The sequence below is a fragment of the Nonomuraea sp. NPDC048881 genome (assembly GCF_040649795.1).
Taxonomy (GTDB): domain Bacteria; phylum Actinomycetota; class Actinomycetes; order Streptosporangiales; family Streptosporangiaceae; genus Nonomuraea.
In genome coordinates this window covers 229,428-242,509 of sequence record NZ_JBEZGC010000011.1, presented here as the reverse complement: position 1 = coordinate 242,509, position 13,082 = coordinate 229,428, and the positions used below count along the sequence as shown (strand labels likewise).

At 74.2% G+C, this 13,082-nt stretch carries 9 protein-coding genes; 4 read left to right on the top strand and 5 right to left on the bottom strand.

Features of this window, described 5'->3' with window-relative positions:
* Positions 1–2: 2 nt before the first annotated feature.
* Positions 3–1,769 (bottom strand): AAA family ATPase, encoded by a 1,767-nt coding sequence (locus AB0C33_RS34565; RefSeq protein ID WP_358295007.1) that lies wholly within the window; start codon positions 1,767–1,769, stop codon positions 3–5.
* 59 nt (positions 1,770–1,828) lie between these two features.
* Between AB0C33_RS34565 and AB0C33_RS34560 the strand changes: the two genes are divergently transcribed.
* Positions 1,829–3,190 carry an SDR family NAD(P)-dependent oxidoreductase gene (locus tag AB0C33_RS34560; RefSeq protein ID WP_358295006.1) on the top strand — a complete coding sequence of 454 codons (1,362 nt, stop codon included), beginning with the start codon at positions 1,829–1,831 and terminating at the stop codon, positions 3,188–3,190.
* A 4-nt stretch (positions 3,191–3,194) separates the two neighbouring features.
* Here AB0C33_RS34560 and AB0C33_RS34555 read toward each other — a convergent pair whose 3' ends face one another.
* The 3 genes from AB0C33_RS34555 to AB0C33_RS34545 are packed head-to-tail and all read right to left on the bottom strand — an operon-like array spanning position 3,195 to position 7,140.
* A complete protein-coding gene (locus tag AB0C33_RS34555; protein WP_358295004.1) occupies positions 3,195–4,751 on the bottom strand; it encodes a hypothetical protein in 1,557 nt (518 codons plus the stop codon).
* An 11-nt stretch (positions 4,752–4,762) separates the two neighbouring features.
* Positions 4,763–6,181, bottom strand: a complete 1,419-nt coding sequence (locus AB0C33_RS34550; RefSeq protein WP_358295002.1) for a hypothetical protein — start codon at positions 6,179–6,181, stop codon at positions 4,763–4,765.
* A gap of 59 nt (positions 6,182–6,240) precedes the next feature.
* Positions 6,241–7,140 (bottom strand): LysR family transcriptional regulator, encoded by a 900-nt coding sequence (locus tag AB0C33_RS34545; RefSeq protein ID WP_358295000.1) that lies wholly within the window; start codon positions 7,138–7,140, stop codon positions 6,241–6,243.
* 105 nt (positions 7,141–7,245) lie between these two features.
* On the opposite strand from AB0C33_RS34545, the gene AB0C33_RS34540 reads away from it, so the two are divergent.
* The 3 genes from AB0C33_RS34540 (at position 7,246) to AB0C33_RS34530 (ending at position 10,608) form a co-directional block, all read left to right on the top strand.
* Complete coding sequence (locus AB0C33_RS34540; protein ID WP_358294998.1) at positions 7,246–7,674, top strand: hypothetical protein; 429 nt, start codon at positions 7,246–7,248, stop codon at positions 7,672–7,674.
* A complete protein-coding gene (locus AB0C33_RS34535; RefSeq protein WP_358294996.1) occupies positions 7,667–9,277 on the top strand; it encodes a multicopper oxidase family protein in 1,611 nt (536 codons plus the stop codon). Before AB0C33_RS34540 ends, AB0C33_RS34535 begins: the two co-directional genes overlap by 8 nt.
* A gap of 71 nt (positions 9,278–9,348) precedes the next feature.
* Positions 9,349–10,608: an FAD-dependent oxidoreductase gene (locus tag AB0C33_RS34530; RefSeq protein WP_358294995.1), complete on the top strand. Its 1,260-nt coding sequence runs from the start codon at positions 9,349–9,351 to the stop codon at positions 10,606–10,608.
* 16 nt (positions 10,609–10,624) lie between these two features.
* On the opposite strand, the gene AB0C33_RS34525 is transcribed toward AB0C33_RS34530, so the two are convergent.
* Positions 10,625–12,913, bottom strand: a complete 2,289-nt coding sequence (locus AB0C33_RS34525; protein ID WP_358294994.1) for a polysaccharide lyase 8 family protein — start codon at positions 12,911–12,913, stop codon at positions 10,625–10,627.
* Positions 12,914–13,082: the final 169 nt, after the last annotated feature.

The following is a 13,082-nucleotide window of genomic DNA, read 5'->3' as shown; positions in this document are numbered from 1 at the left end:
GGTCAGGGCCGGCCGGTGAAGACGTCGATCCAGAAGCGCTGGCGCTCGCCGTCCACCCCCATCAGGTAGGTGGCCTTGAGCTTGGGCGGAAGCAGGGGCGCCAGACGGGCGGCGGTGCCCCGGTGGGCGCGCAGCTGCGACAGCTCGGCGTTGGCCAGGACGCGGTGCACGACGTCGCTCGCGTCCGTGCCCTCGGGGCCCTCGTCCGCCGCCCGGCGCAGTCGCTCGGCCCAGCGGTCGAGGTCGTCGGTCAGCTCGCGAAGCCCGGTCACCCGGCGGTCGGCGAGCCTGGCCTCCAGGTCGGTGAGCGGGACGGGCGCGTACTCGCCGTCGCCCAGGTAGATCTTCGCCATCTCCAGTGGCAGCCCGCGGCCGTGCAGTTTGATCAGGCGTTCCAGGGTGCGCTTGGTGAGCCAGGCGCGACCTTCGTCGTCGATGTCGTTCTTCCACCACTCCAGGACGGTCTCGGCGACCGCGCCGTACCGCGCGATCAGCCACTCGTTCGCCGGGATGTCGTCCGGGCCGATGTCCAGGGAGACGGTGAAGCGGGAGGCCTGCGCGATCGTGTTGCGCGCGACCAGCAGCCTGCGGCCCAGATGGTACGGCGGGTTCTGCAGCGCGACCTGCGCCTGGAGCCCTTCGATGCGCCGCCCGGCCAGCGACCATTCCTGGGTGACCTCCATGAGCCTGGCGAAGGCCGACCGATCCTTGGGCCGGTTGTACTCGTCCCACACGATCGCCTTGGGCTCGGGGCCGACGAAGATCCCGGCGAGCAGGTTGTCGAGCGTGCCGTCGGCGGTGGGGAGCGGCACGCAGAGGTCCTCGACGTTGGTGACCGGCAGCGAGAAGTAGATCGGGTCGCGGCCCAGCTCCTCCCGTACGACCTCCTTGACCACCTCGGTCTTGCCGCACCCCGGCGGGCCCTGGACCAGCACGGCCCAGCGCCGCCGCAGCGCCTCGCGCACCACCCTGCGGACCGCGTCGGGCAGATGGCCGGGCGCGGGCACGTCCGCGCCCGCCCGGCGCAGCTCCGCGACGATCCGCTCCAGGATCTCCGGCGCCTGGTCGGGGCCGGGCGTGCCGTCGGCCCGGGGCGCCGCCAGACGCAGCCGCTCGCCGTTGAGCAGCGGCAGGCCCCAGTGCGGCGGCAACCCGGCCAGCGCGCAGTCGAGTACGTGCTCCAGCGTGCGCGGGGAGAACCGGTGGCGCAGCTCGGCCGGCAGGGAGGCCCACACGCGGAAGACCCCGGACAGGTCGGTGCCGCGGAACCTGCGGGAGAGCGCCTGCCGCCAGGCCGTGTCCGCCGCGGTGATCCGCAGCGTCGTCATGCGGTCCAGGATCGCGAGGTCGGTACGGCGTGCGGCGGTCTCCTCCGCCGACTCGTTGTCGGTGAGGAAGACGCCCACGCAGCCGAGCGCGCGCAGGTCGTGCTCGCCCAGCGTCCACGAGGAGGCGATCTGCATGAGCTGCGCCTGGATGAGGTCGCCGGCCTGCAGCGAGTCGTCGATCAGCAGGACGAAGGGGCGGCCGGGTTTGAGCCGGCTCATGATGAGCTGGCGCAGGACGAGCCGGCCGTCCTGCCGTACCGGGGCGTTGACGAGCAGGTCGTCGGGGGTCAGGTTGGCGGCAGGCACGTACACCAGGCGGTACCGGTCCCTGAGGTGGGAGAAGAACGTCGAGGTCTTGCCGATGCCGTGCGCGCCGAAGACCTGGCCGGTCATGCCCAGATCGATCATCGCGTCGATGAAGTCGGCCAGCTTCGACGTCACCCGTGTTCCTCCCATGGATCTCAGTAGAGCGGGGCAGACCCAGCAATATCATCTGATTTGTGCGCGACGACGACCTGCAGGCGTGCCTGAGAGTGCTCTCCGAGCTGGCCGAGGCGCCCGAGGATGATCCCGATCGCGTCCGCGTCCGGGAAGCGGCCCGAGCCTTCCTCAGCAGGACGCGGCACCACGAGCGGGCCGGGACGCGGCGGCGGCTCGTCGAGCGGGACGCGGCCGCGCTCGCCGGCGCCCCCGCTCCGGCCGTCACGACCGGCGTCCCGGCTCCGGCCGTCACGACCGGCGTCCCCGCTCCGGCCGTCACCACCGGCGTCCCCGGCCCGGCCGCCGGGGCCGTCGCCCGCACGGCCGAGCCGTCCTCGCGCATCGACGGCCTGATCACGTGTTACGTCTGCAAGGCCCATTTCCGGGCGGCCGACAAGCGGTACGAACGGCTCTGCCCGGTGTGCGCCGAGGAGAACGCGCGGCGGCGCACGGCCCGCACGGACCTCACCGGCAGGCGTGCCGTCGTCACCGGCGGCCGGGTGAAGGCCGGGTTCGAGCTGGTGCTGAAGCTGCTGCGGGACGGGGCCGCGGTGACCGCGCTGACCCGGTTCCCGCAGGACGCGCGCCGCCGCTTCGCCGCCGTGCCCGGTCACGAGAAGTGGGCCGACCGGCTCACGGTCACCGGCATGGACCTGCGGGATGTCCCGGCGGTGGTGCGGTGGTGCGACGAGCAGGTGGCCGCGGGAGAGCCGCTGGACATCCTGGTGAACCTGGCCGCCCAGACCGTGCGCCCGCCCGCCGCCTCCTACGAGGCGCTGCTCGCGGGCGAGCACACGGCCGAGCTGACCGCTGGGCAGACGCCTCCGCCGCAGGAGGGCGCGCCGGACACCGCGGTGAACGTCGCCGTGGACGTCGCGGGACTGCTCCCCGACCCCGCGCCGGACAACTCCTGGACCCGGCTGGTGCACGAGGTCGACCCGGTGGAGCTGCTGGAGGTGCAGCTCATCAACGTGACCGCGCCCTTCCTGCTGATCGGCAGGCTGCGCCCGCTGCTCGTGGGCTCGCCGCGCCCGCGCAGGTACGTGGTGAACGTCTCGGCCGCCGAGGGTCAGTTCGGCCGGGTGTACAAGGGGCCCGAGCACCCGCACACCAACATGGCCAAGGCCGCGCTGAACATGCTGACCCTCACCAGCGCCGCCGAGCTGGCCGCCGCCGGGGTCTACGTCACCAGCGTGGACCCGGGCTGGTTCTCCGACCAGCAACCGGACCCGGACCGGCGCCGCCGGGCCGCCGCCGGGTTCCGCCCGCCGCTGGACGCGGTGGACGCCGCCGCCCGCGTGTACGACCCGATCGTGCGCGGCGAGGCCGGCGACCCGCCGTACGGATGCCTGCTGAAGGACTACCGGGTCGCACCCTGGTGAGGTGTCAGCCGGCGACCGCGCCCGCCGTGGCCAGCAGTTCGGGCAAGGTGCCGACGAAACCCTCCGTGAGCAGCCGCAGCGCCACCATCCACGCCTCGGGACTGCCGCCGAGGTGCCGGTGGACCAGCTCGGCCAGCCGGCGCAGCACACGCGGATCCGGCAGCACGCCGGGCGGGGGCGCGAGCACCGCTTCGGGCCTGACCATGGACAGCAGCTCGTCGGCGGTCAGCTCGCCGAGCCGCCGCAGCTCGGCGGCGGCCAGCTGGCCGTAGAGGGTCTCGGCGTCCCAGTGGGCCCGTACGCCGGGGGTCCGCAGGCGGCGGCGCGGGCCGGAACCGGTCTCGTCCACGACGAACGGGCGCAGCGGCACGTCGCCGTCCCGGCCGAGCAGCGTGCGGACCGCCGCCGTGCCGCGCAGGCCGGGCAGCCACAGCGACTCCGCGTACCGGTCGAGCGCCTCGGGCGGCAGGCCGGCGACGATCTCCTCGGCGGTCAGCGTGCCGGCGACGTAGCCGTTCCCGGCGACCTTCGCCACCGCGCCCGCGCCGACCGCCGGAAAACGGTCGCGGACCAGGGCGAGCAGCGCGGGTGACGGGCTGGGGACGAGCGGCGCCAGCTCGGGATGGTCGGCGACGGCCAGGAGCAGCAGCCCCTCAGGGACGTCCGCGCGCTGCGCCATGAGCCTGGCCGCGCGGTAGGGCAGCGGGCCTTCGCGTCGCCGCCGCTCCGGCTCGCCGTCGAGCACGGCGGCCCAGTCCACCCGGGGGATCGACGGGTGCCGCCGGTGGACGACCGAGCGGGCCCGCGCGCCGTACGGCGTGCGGGCGGCGGCGTCGGCCAGCTCGGCGGCCGAACGCAGCCGTTCGGGACGCCGCAGGCGCTCGCTCGCCTCACGCAGCCGCGTCGCGCCCTCCTCGCTGGTCAGGGCGGCCCGCGCGTACGCGCTCACGCTCGGCTCCGCCTCCCCGGCGCCCCAGCGGACATCGGGCAGCAGGTCGTGCTTCACCAGCTCGGCGAGCTCGGCGGTGCGCCCGGCGTCCAGCAGGGTACGGCAGGCCTGGATCGCGCCGTGCGGGTCCGCGCCCCTGCCCAGGGTCCGCAGGGCGCGGGCCGCGAGGCCGGGGTCGGCGGCGTGCAGCAGGAACGACTGGTGTCTCTGGGTGACCGCCGCCTCCAGCACGTCCTGGGGAAACGGCAGCGGGGTGCGGCCGTCGTGGCGGGAGGTCTGGTGCGCTAGCTGCCTGAGGAGGTTGCGCGGCATCCCGGGGGAGAGGAACAGCTGGCCGTTGACCTGGGGATCGTCCAGGTCGAGCAGCCGGCCGGGCAGGCACGTCCCGAGGTCGAGGAGCACGTCCGCGGGCGGGAGCCGCTTCGGGCCGGGACGGCGCAGCAGCGCCTCGGCGACGACCCGGTTGAGCATGCCGTGGCTGACGAAGGCGCCCTGCGCGAGCGGATCGCCAAGGAGGGAGTCCACCTCGTACGGGGCCGCGAAGCGCAGCAGACCGGCGGCGCACCCGTGGATGTCGAGGGCCCTGACGGAGGTGACGGTCGTGGCATTCACGATCCGACACGCTAGGGGCTGAGATCTTCCGGCGCCAACGGGCGTACGCGGTGGCAGGCCATCGGCGGCCGGTGCCGGTCCGGCCAGTCGTCGCCGCCCGGCGTGATCAGCCAGATCCACTTGTCGGGCTCGGCGGGCGTGATCGGCGGGGCGTGGCCGTCGGTGAGCACGATCACCGCGTCGGGAGGTTCCTCGACCCGTTCGCCGTTCACCGCGTGCCGGCCTTCGACGTAGTCGCGGACCAGGCCGAAGTCCGTCCCGCCGCCTCCGTGCACGCGCTCGCCGGGACGGAACGGCATGATCGCGCCGTCGAAGCTCAGCCAGCGCGCCTCCACGCCGTCCACCTGTCCGACCAGGTCGGTCACCCATCGCACCACCGGGTCCGGCATCGACCCCGACGTGTCCAGGGCGATGACCAGCCTCCTCACCCGCTCAGGGCCACGCCGCGCGAGGACGGGATCGTGGCCGAGCGCGGCCAGCAGCGCTCCGCGCTTCTTCGGGTAGACCAGCCGCTCGCCGGGACGGAGCTTGGAGGCCAGCACGTCCACCAGCCACTGTTGCCACCAGTGCACCCGGCGGGTGGCGACGGTCCGGCCGCGCAGGGCGTGCGCGCCGAGGTCGCCCCAGATTCGGTCGGCGCGATCGCCGCCGCCCCGGGTGCGGTCGAGCAGGTCGAGCAGTTCGCCGCGGGCGAGCGCGCCGCCGCGCCGGGCCGCGATCAGCACGCTGCGCAGCACGTCGGAGCTGATCCTGTCCACCGTCTCCTGGTCGAGCCCGGCGCCCTCCAGCAGCAGGTGCACGCAGAGCGGCCCCGGTACGGGCGGGTGCCGCATCCGGCGCAGCTCCCGGTAGACGTCCAAGTCCGTGGCCACGAAGTCGTCGTAGGGCAGCCAGTCGAGCCCCTGCGCCGTCAGGTCGTCGCGGTAGGCGCGGTGGATCAGCGCGGGATCGACGCCCACCGGCTGGCCGCCGATCTCCGGCAGCCCGGTCTGGCGCAGCCGGACCATGGCGACGTGGTTGATCGTCACCTCGCAGGCCAGCGTGAAGACCGGGTCGTCGCGCAGGACGGGATCGGCGAAGAGATGCCGCTGCACCAAGTGCCGGGCCTCGTGGAACAGCACGAAGCGCACGCCCTCCAGCCCCAGGGCGACGAAGAAGCCGGGGTTGTACAGCAGCAGGCAGGTGCCGTCCCCGGAGGCGAGCACGGCCGCGGTGTCCACGGCCGTGGTCGGGATCTGGTGCGAGCACTTGCTGTAGATCCAGGACGCGATCGCGCTGTGCGTCATGCCGAGATCGAGCAGCGCCTGCTCCTTCAGTCGCCGGGCCCGCGCCACCGTCTCCTCGTCGGCCGGCCGCCATCGTTCCAGGGCACGGCGGTCGCCCAGCTCCACCACCGGGAGCCTGATCCTGGCCCGCTTCCCGTACACCACGTGCCCAGCGTGGCGGAACCGGGCACGGGTGATCAACCGGCCGGATCACGCCGAGCCGGTCAGGAGCGTTTCTCCTGGGGTTCGCCGGCCAGCCAGTCCCAGCTGGTGATGGTGGTGCGCATCAGGCGGGCGGCGGTGGACAGGTGGCTGTCGGCGCCCCAGAACAGGGTGAGCGTGCGGCGGCAGTCGGGGTCGTCGACGTCCACCCAGGCCAGCGGGGCGCGGGTGGTGGAGCGGCGGGCGAGGGACGGGACGAGCCCGATGCCGAGCCCCGTGCTGATCAGGTCGGCGATGGCGCTGGACTCGTCGCCCTCGCAGACGATCCGCGGCGTGCGGCCCCTGGCGGCGAAGAGCCGGTCGAGCAGCCGGCGCTGCCAGTGTCCCTTGCGGGCGGTGACGAAGGGCTGGTCGGCGAGGTCGTCGATGGTCACCGACGTACGGCCGGCCAGCGGGTGGTCGAGCGCGGTGGCCAGCCCGACCGGCTCGTCCAGCAGCTCGGCCGCCTCCAGCCCGTCGGCGTGGATCGGCTGGGAGGCGACGCACAGGTCGAACTCCTGGGCGCGCAGGCGGCGGGTCATGTCGTCGGCGGGGGCCCAGTGGAGCTCGATCTCGGCGGCGGGATGGGCGCGCTTGTAGGCCGCGAGCGGCCCGGTGAGGGTCAGGAAGGTCTCCGAGGCCAGGCGTACGGTGCCGAACCCCTCGGCGGCCTCGGCGACGGCTCGCCGTCCGGCGTCGAGCTCGCCGAGCGCCCGTTCGACGAAGCCGCGGAACAGCGTGCCCGCGCCGTTCAGGCGGAGCCGGCCGCCGCGGTCGAACAGCGGCGTGCCCAGCTCGCTCTCCAGGCGGGCGATCGTCCGGCTCAGGGACGGCTGCGCGACGCGCAGCTCCTCGGCGGCGGCGCTGAGGTGTTCGAGCCGGGCCACCACCAGGAACTGGCGGAGGGCGTTCAGATCCATCATGCCTCCCAACGCATAACACCATAGCAATATAGATCTTGGACAAGATAACTCAGGAGCCATAGCGTCGGAGGCGTTCCACCAGGACGGACATGAGGAGGACCCCCGATGCTCAGCGTGGTCGACGGACCGCGAGCCGATGCCACGCGCCGCACGGCACCCGTGGGCTGGACGTTGCGGGCGACGGTCAGCGCCCACATGGTGGCGATCGCCGGGCAGCCGGTGTTCGCCGGCGTCTACCTGACCGGCGACTACGACAGCCTGCGCTGGCACTCCCTCGGCGCCGACGTGGTCACCTCCATCGGCTACCTGCAGCTGATCGTGACGATCGTGGTGTGGGCGCGCCTGCGCCGCAGCGGGCCGTTCCTGGCCACGGCGGCGGTGGTGGCGGCCGAGACGGCGCAGTACTTCGCCGGGCTCGACGGCGCTTTGTGGCTGCACATCCCGCTGGGGGTGGCGACCGTCGCCGCGCTCACGGTGCAGTTCATCGACGTCTGGCGCCGCCCCTTCCCGCGTCGGGCGGCCCGCGATGCCTGAGCTCGACCGGCCGGCGCGCGGCGTGACCAGGCGGCAGGCGCTCGGCATCGGCGGCGCGCTCGGGCTGATGGCGGCCACCGGGCTCGGCGCCTCGGCCGCGATGGCCCGGCGGCCCTCGATCACCGGCGCCGAGCTGCGCAGCGACCTGCCGCTGCCGCCGCCGTTCCAGGTGCCGCTGCCGATCCCCGCCGTGCTGGCGCCGTCCGGCACCGCGGGCGGCGCCGACCGTTACGAGATCGTCCAGCGCGAGACGACCCTGGAGATCCTGCCCGGCGTGCGCACCCGGGCCTGGACGTACGGGGGCACCTTCCCCGGGCCGACCATCGAGGCCCGCCGGGGCCGGCCGATCACCGTGACGCACCGCAACGACCTGCCCGTGCCGACCGTCGTCCACCTGCACGGCGGGCGCACCCCGGCCGCCTCCGACGGCTACCCGACCGACCTCGTACTGCCCGAGGGCTGGACGGAGCCCACCATGCACATGGCGCACGGCTCCGGCATGGGGAACATGCGCGACCCCCGGGCCGTGCTGAGCAGGCGGACCAGGGACTACACCTTCCCGCTGGACCAGCGGCCGACGCTGCTGTGGTACCACGACCACCGGATGGACTTCACCGCCCCCGCGATCTGGCGCGGCCTGGCCGGGCTGCAGATCGTCCGCGACGACGCCGAGCAGGCGCTCGGCCTGCCCGCGGGGCCGCGCGAGCTGCCGCTCATGATCGCCGACCGGGCGTTCACCGCCGAGGGCGAGCTCGCCTACCCCGCCCTCGACCCCACCCTGCGGGAGCGGCCTGGCGTGCTCGAACCGTACCTGGCCGGGGTGCTCGGGGACGTGATCCTGGTCAACGGCGCCCCCTGGCCCGTCCACGAGGTGGACGCGGCCCGCTACCGGCTGCGCCTGCTGAACGCCTCCAACGCCCGCCACTACGAGCTCGAAGCCGTGCTCGACGACGGGCGGCGGCTCGACCTCGTGCAGATCGGCGCCGACCAGGGGCTGCTCGCGGCCCCCGTCACCCACCAGGTCCTGCCGATCGCGCCGGCCGAGCGCTACGACGTGGTCGTGGACTTCGCCCGCGTCCCGGTCGGCGGGCGGGTCCGGATCGTCAACCGGCTCGGCTCGGGCCGCACCCGGGACGTGATGGCCTTCCGGGTCGCGCGCGCCGCGGCCGACGACAGCCGGGTCCCGCGCGTGTTGTCCACCGACCTGCCGGAGTGGCGGCGGGCGGACGCCGTCCGGGTGCGCGAGCTGTCCTTCCGCGCCGGCCGGATGCACGACGGCCGCGGCTGGCTGATCGGCGGGCTGCCGTTCGACCCCGCCCGGTCCGACGTCACCGTGGGCCTCGGCGACGTCGAGGTGTGGCGGATGGTCGCCGACGTCCACCACCCCGTACACCTGCACCTGGTCGGCTTCCGGGTGCTCGCGCGCAGCGGCCGGCCGCCGTTGCCCCATGACGCTGGGCTGAAGGACACCGTCTCCCTGCGTCCGGGCGAGTCGGTGGAGATCATCACCCGGTTCGACGGCTACCGCGGCCGCTACCTCTTCCACTGCCACAACGCCGAGCACGAGGACATGGCCATGATGGCCAACCTCCAGGTCGTCTGACACCCCCGCGCCGGCCTCCAGGTCGTCTGACCCCGCGCGCCACCCCGGTCCCGTTCACAAGGAGTGTCCCCATGCCCGCCGATCCCGGCATCGTCATCATCGGCGCGAGTCTCGCCGGCGCCCAGGCCGCGCGGGCCCTGCGGCTCGACCACGGCTACGACGGGCCGCTCACGCTCGTCGGCGCCGAGCACCACCTGCCCTACCAGCGTCCCGCGCTGTCCAAGGGCTACCTGCTGGGCACCACCGAGGCCGCCGAGCTCGACGTCCTGGACCCGCGGTTCTACGCCGCCCAGGACGTCGCCCTCGCCCTCGGCGCCCCCGCCACCCTGCTCGACCTCGACGGCCGGCGGGTGAAGCTGGGGCGCAACGTGGAGTTGCCGTTCGGGCAGGTGCTGATCGCCACCGGCGCCCGCCCGCGCCGCCTCCGGGTGCCGGGCGCCGACCTCGACGGCGTCCACTACTTGCGCGACCGCGAGGACAGCGAACGCCTCGGCGCGGCCCTGCGCGCGGCCTCCGCCGTCGTCGTGGTCGGAGCCGGCTGGCTCGGCTGCGAGGTCGCCGCCGCCGCCCGCGCGTTCGGCGTGCGCACGACCGTCGTCGACCCGCTGCCCACGCCGCTCTACCACGTGCTGGGCGACCGGATCGGCGGCGCCGTCGCCCGCCGGCACCTCGACCACGGCGTCGAGCTGCTCACCGGCGACGGCGTCGAGGCCGTGCTCGGGACGCGCTCGGTCGAGGCGGTGCGCACGGTCGCCGGGCGGCGCGTCCCGGCCGACCTCGTCGTGGTCGCCGTGGGCGCCGTCCCCCGCACCGAGCTGGCCGAGGCGGCGGGGTTGCGCGTCGACGGCGGCATCGTCACCGACGGCTGCCTGCGCACCTCGCACCCGGCCGCGCTGGCCGCCGGCGACGTCGCCCGCCACCGGCACCCGCGCTACCTGAAACCGGTCCGGATCGAGCATTGGGACAACGCCGTCGTCCACGGGACCGCCGCCGCGGCCACGCTGGTGGGCGAGCCGGTCACCATCGACCACGTCCCGTACTTCTTCTCCACGCAGTACGGGTCCACCCTCGAATACGTCGGCCTGCCCACCACCTCCGACCGCGTCGTCACCAGGGGCGAGCCGGGGGAGCCCGGATTCACCGCCTTCTGGCTCGACCGCGGCGTCCCGGTGGCCGCCCTGACCATGGACGGCCAGACGGACGGCCAGGACGCCGCCGGCCACCTCCGGGCCCTGGTCGCCGCCGGGCACACCGCCGATCCGCGCCGGCTGGCCGACCCCGGCGTCCCGATGGCGGAGCTCCTGCCGCACGCCCCCACCGGCGTCTCCTGAACGGCGACGCCCCGGCTCAGACGCGCAGGACCGCCGCGCGGGTGTGCCCGCGGCTGCCGCCGACCTCGACCTTGACCGCCCGCTTGGACCGGCGCACCCCCCGGTCGCCCTCCTTGACCGACCTGACCGGCCACGGCAGCTTGATCCGCACCTCGTCGGCGGTCCTGGACGGGTCCGCGACGGCCAGCCGGACCCGGTGACGGTCGTGGCGGAGCAGCACGGCGCACGGCCCGTCGGCGGCCAGCGGCCCGTGCGGGGTCTCGACGGTCCCCGCGCGCCAGAACACGGCGGCGATCAGGTCGTCCCGGCTGACGGCCTGCACCGTGCGGGAGTTGGCCAGGATCTGGACCCGCTCGCGGTAGGCCGCGGTCTGCTCGGCGGTGGCGTCGGGCAGCACGGCGTAGGCGTAGCGGGCCCGGCGCGGATCGACGCCGTGGTCCACCAGGATCGTCGTGTAGTGCCGGGTGACGGGGGTCCGGTCGCCGCCGGTGGTGGCGCCGGTGTCGATGTCGCGCCAGCGCCCGGTGCGCCGCTCGCGGATCACCTTGGCCTCGGCGCCGTCGAGCAGCGCGTACCCGGCCACGCCGGACAGGTGGATCCAGCCGTCGCCGCGGGTCAGCGGGGGATGGGCGCCGTGGGTGTTGCGGTTCTCCACGACGGTCTCGACGCGGCGGCCGTCGGAGGCGGTGATGCCGGCGCCGAGGGCGATCACGCCGTCGTCGAGCAGGAACCACGCCTTCCTGGCCCGCAGCGAGGAGCCGTCGGCGATCAGCCTCATCGCCGCCACGCCGTACTCGCCGTCGAGCGCCGCGCCGCCCGCCCACGGGGTGGGCGGCAGGCGGCGCGCGCCGTGCGGGAGGTCGGCGCGCCCGCGGGTGTCGACCGTGGTGCCCGGCAGCCGGTACGGGTCGATCGTCGGCCACAGGTCGTCGTTCCAGTGGGTCAGGTCGGCGGTGTAGAGGTACGTCATGCCGTCGCCGGTGTACCAGCCGTGCAGGTTCTCCTGGTTCATGCCCTCGGCCGCGCCGATGCGCTCCGAGCTCATAGCGATCGCGTACGCCCAGGTGGGACGCCGGTGCACGACCCGGTCCATGTCGGCGAAGACGTACGTGCCGGTCGTGCGGGGGCCGACCGGCACGGACGCGTCCGCCAGCAGCGCCTCCGCCCGCGCGACGCTCGCCAGCGGGGCGACCGCGGCGTACGGGACGGCCTGGTTGCGCGTGAGCCAGCCCTTCACCATCGGCCGCCAGCGCCGGGCGTGGCGCTCGGGCGCCGTCTCCAGCAGCGTCAGGATGGCCTCGACCGCCTTCTGCCCGGAGTGGTGGTCGCGGTGGCCCTGCACCGAGATCTGCCGGCCGCGCACGCAGTCCATCATCAGCCCGTCGAAGATGAACGGCGTGAACGAGCGGTCGACGATGTCGTAGACGTTCCCGACGTCGCGGATCTCCCACGGCGACCTGGCCAGCATGGCGATCAGCTTGGCCACGCTCTCCAGGTAGTCCACGCCGTAGCTGCCGTTGTAGGGGAACACGCCGTGCTGGATGAAGGAGCCGTCGCGGTAGAAGCCGTCGCCCGGCCCGCCGGTGCGGCGCAGCAGGTCGGAGACGGCCTTCCTGGCCCGTTTGAGCAGGCGGGCGTCGTGGGTGAGCAGCCCGCGCATCGCCACCGCCATGGCCTTGCTCGCCCGGTTGGCGCCGGTCTCGACCACGCCGGGGTGGCTGACGCGGCGCTCGGGGTCGGGGCACCAGTGGCGCAGCGGGCGCAGCCAGCGGCGCAGGTCGTCCTTGGGCAGGCCGTCGTAGAGCAGGGCGCAGGTGTCGGTCAGCGCGCGCGGGACGCCGATCTCCCACCAGTACCAGTTGCTGCCGCGGCGGTCGAGGCCTTCGCGGTAGGCGTGCTCGTACAGGAAGTCCAGAGCCCTGGCCGCGGTCTCGGCGACCCGCTGGTCCCGGTGCATGTCGGTGCCCGGCGTGGCCCAGCCGAGCGCCAGCGTGCGCATGCGGTTGTAGGCGCGGTTGAAGTTGCCCGTACGGGGGTCGTCGAGCGGCAGGTCGGGCCACAGGCTCGGCCGGCCGGGAGCGGGGTCCATCTTGCGCAGCACCGCGTTGGCCGAACCCTCGACGGCCTGCGTCTTGTCCAGGTACGCCGGGTCGTACGTGGCGCCGGCCAGCAGGCTCACCCATCGCTCCCGGGCCGCGTCGAACGCGGCGGCGCCGGTCGCCTCGGCCGGCTTCTCCCACAGGGCGATACCGGCCACGGCCGCGGCCCCCAGCAGGGCGGACCGGCGGCTGAGGGGGTGGGTCATGGAAGCCTTTCGACAATCGGCCATCTACCAGATGAAAAGATCCTATGTCGGTGACAGGGGCGATCATTTCGCCTTCGCGACGGGTACCCGGCATCTGGTGCATTGAACTGTGATGAACCGTATTGAACTGTTCGCTCCGGCGATCGATCATCAGGGGCAGTAGCGCTTC

Coding starts and splice junctions, on each gene's coding strand:
- AB0C33_RS34535 (WP_358294996.1), top strand. CDS start 7,667: ATGCCTGAGCTCGACCGGCCGGCGCGCGGCGTGACCAGGCGGCAGGCG.
- AB0C33_RS34525 (WP_358294994.1), bottom strand. CDS start 12,913: ATGACCCACCCCCTCAGCCGCCGGTCCGCCCTGCTGGGGGCCGCGGCC.
- AB0C33_RS34540 (WP_358294998.1), top strand. CDS start 7,246: ATGCTCAGCGTGGTCGACGGACCGCGAGCCGATGCCACGCGCCGCACG.
- AB0C33_RS34530 (WP_358294995.1), top strand. CDS start 9,349: ATGCCCGCCGATCCCGGCATCGTCATCATCGGCGCGAGTCTCGCCGGC.
- AB0C33_RS34545 (WP_358295000.1), bottom strand. CDS start 7,140: ATGATGGATCTGAACGCCCTCCGCCAGTTCCTGGTGGTGGCCCGGCTC.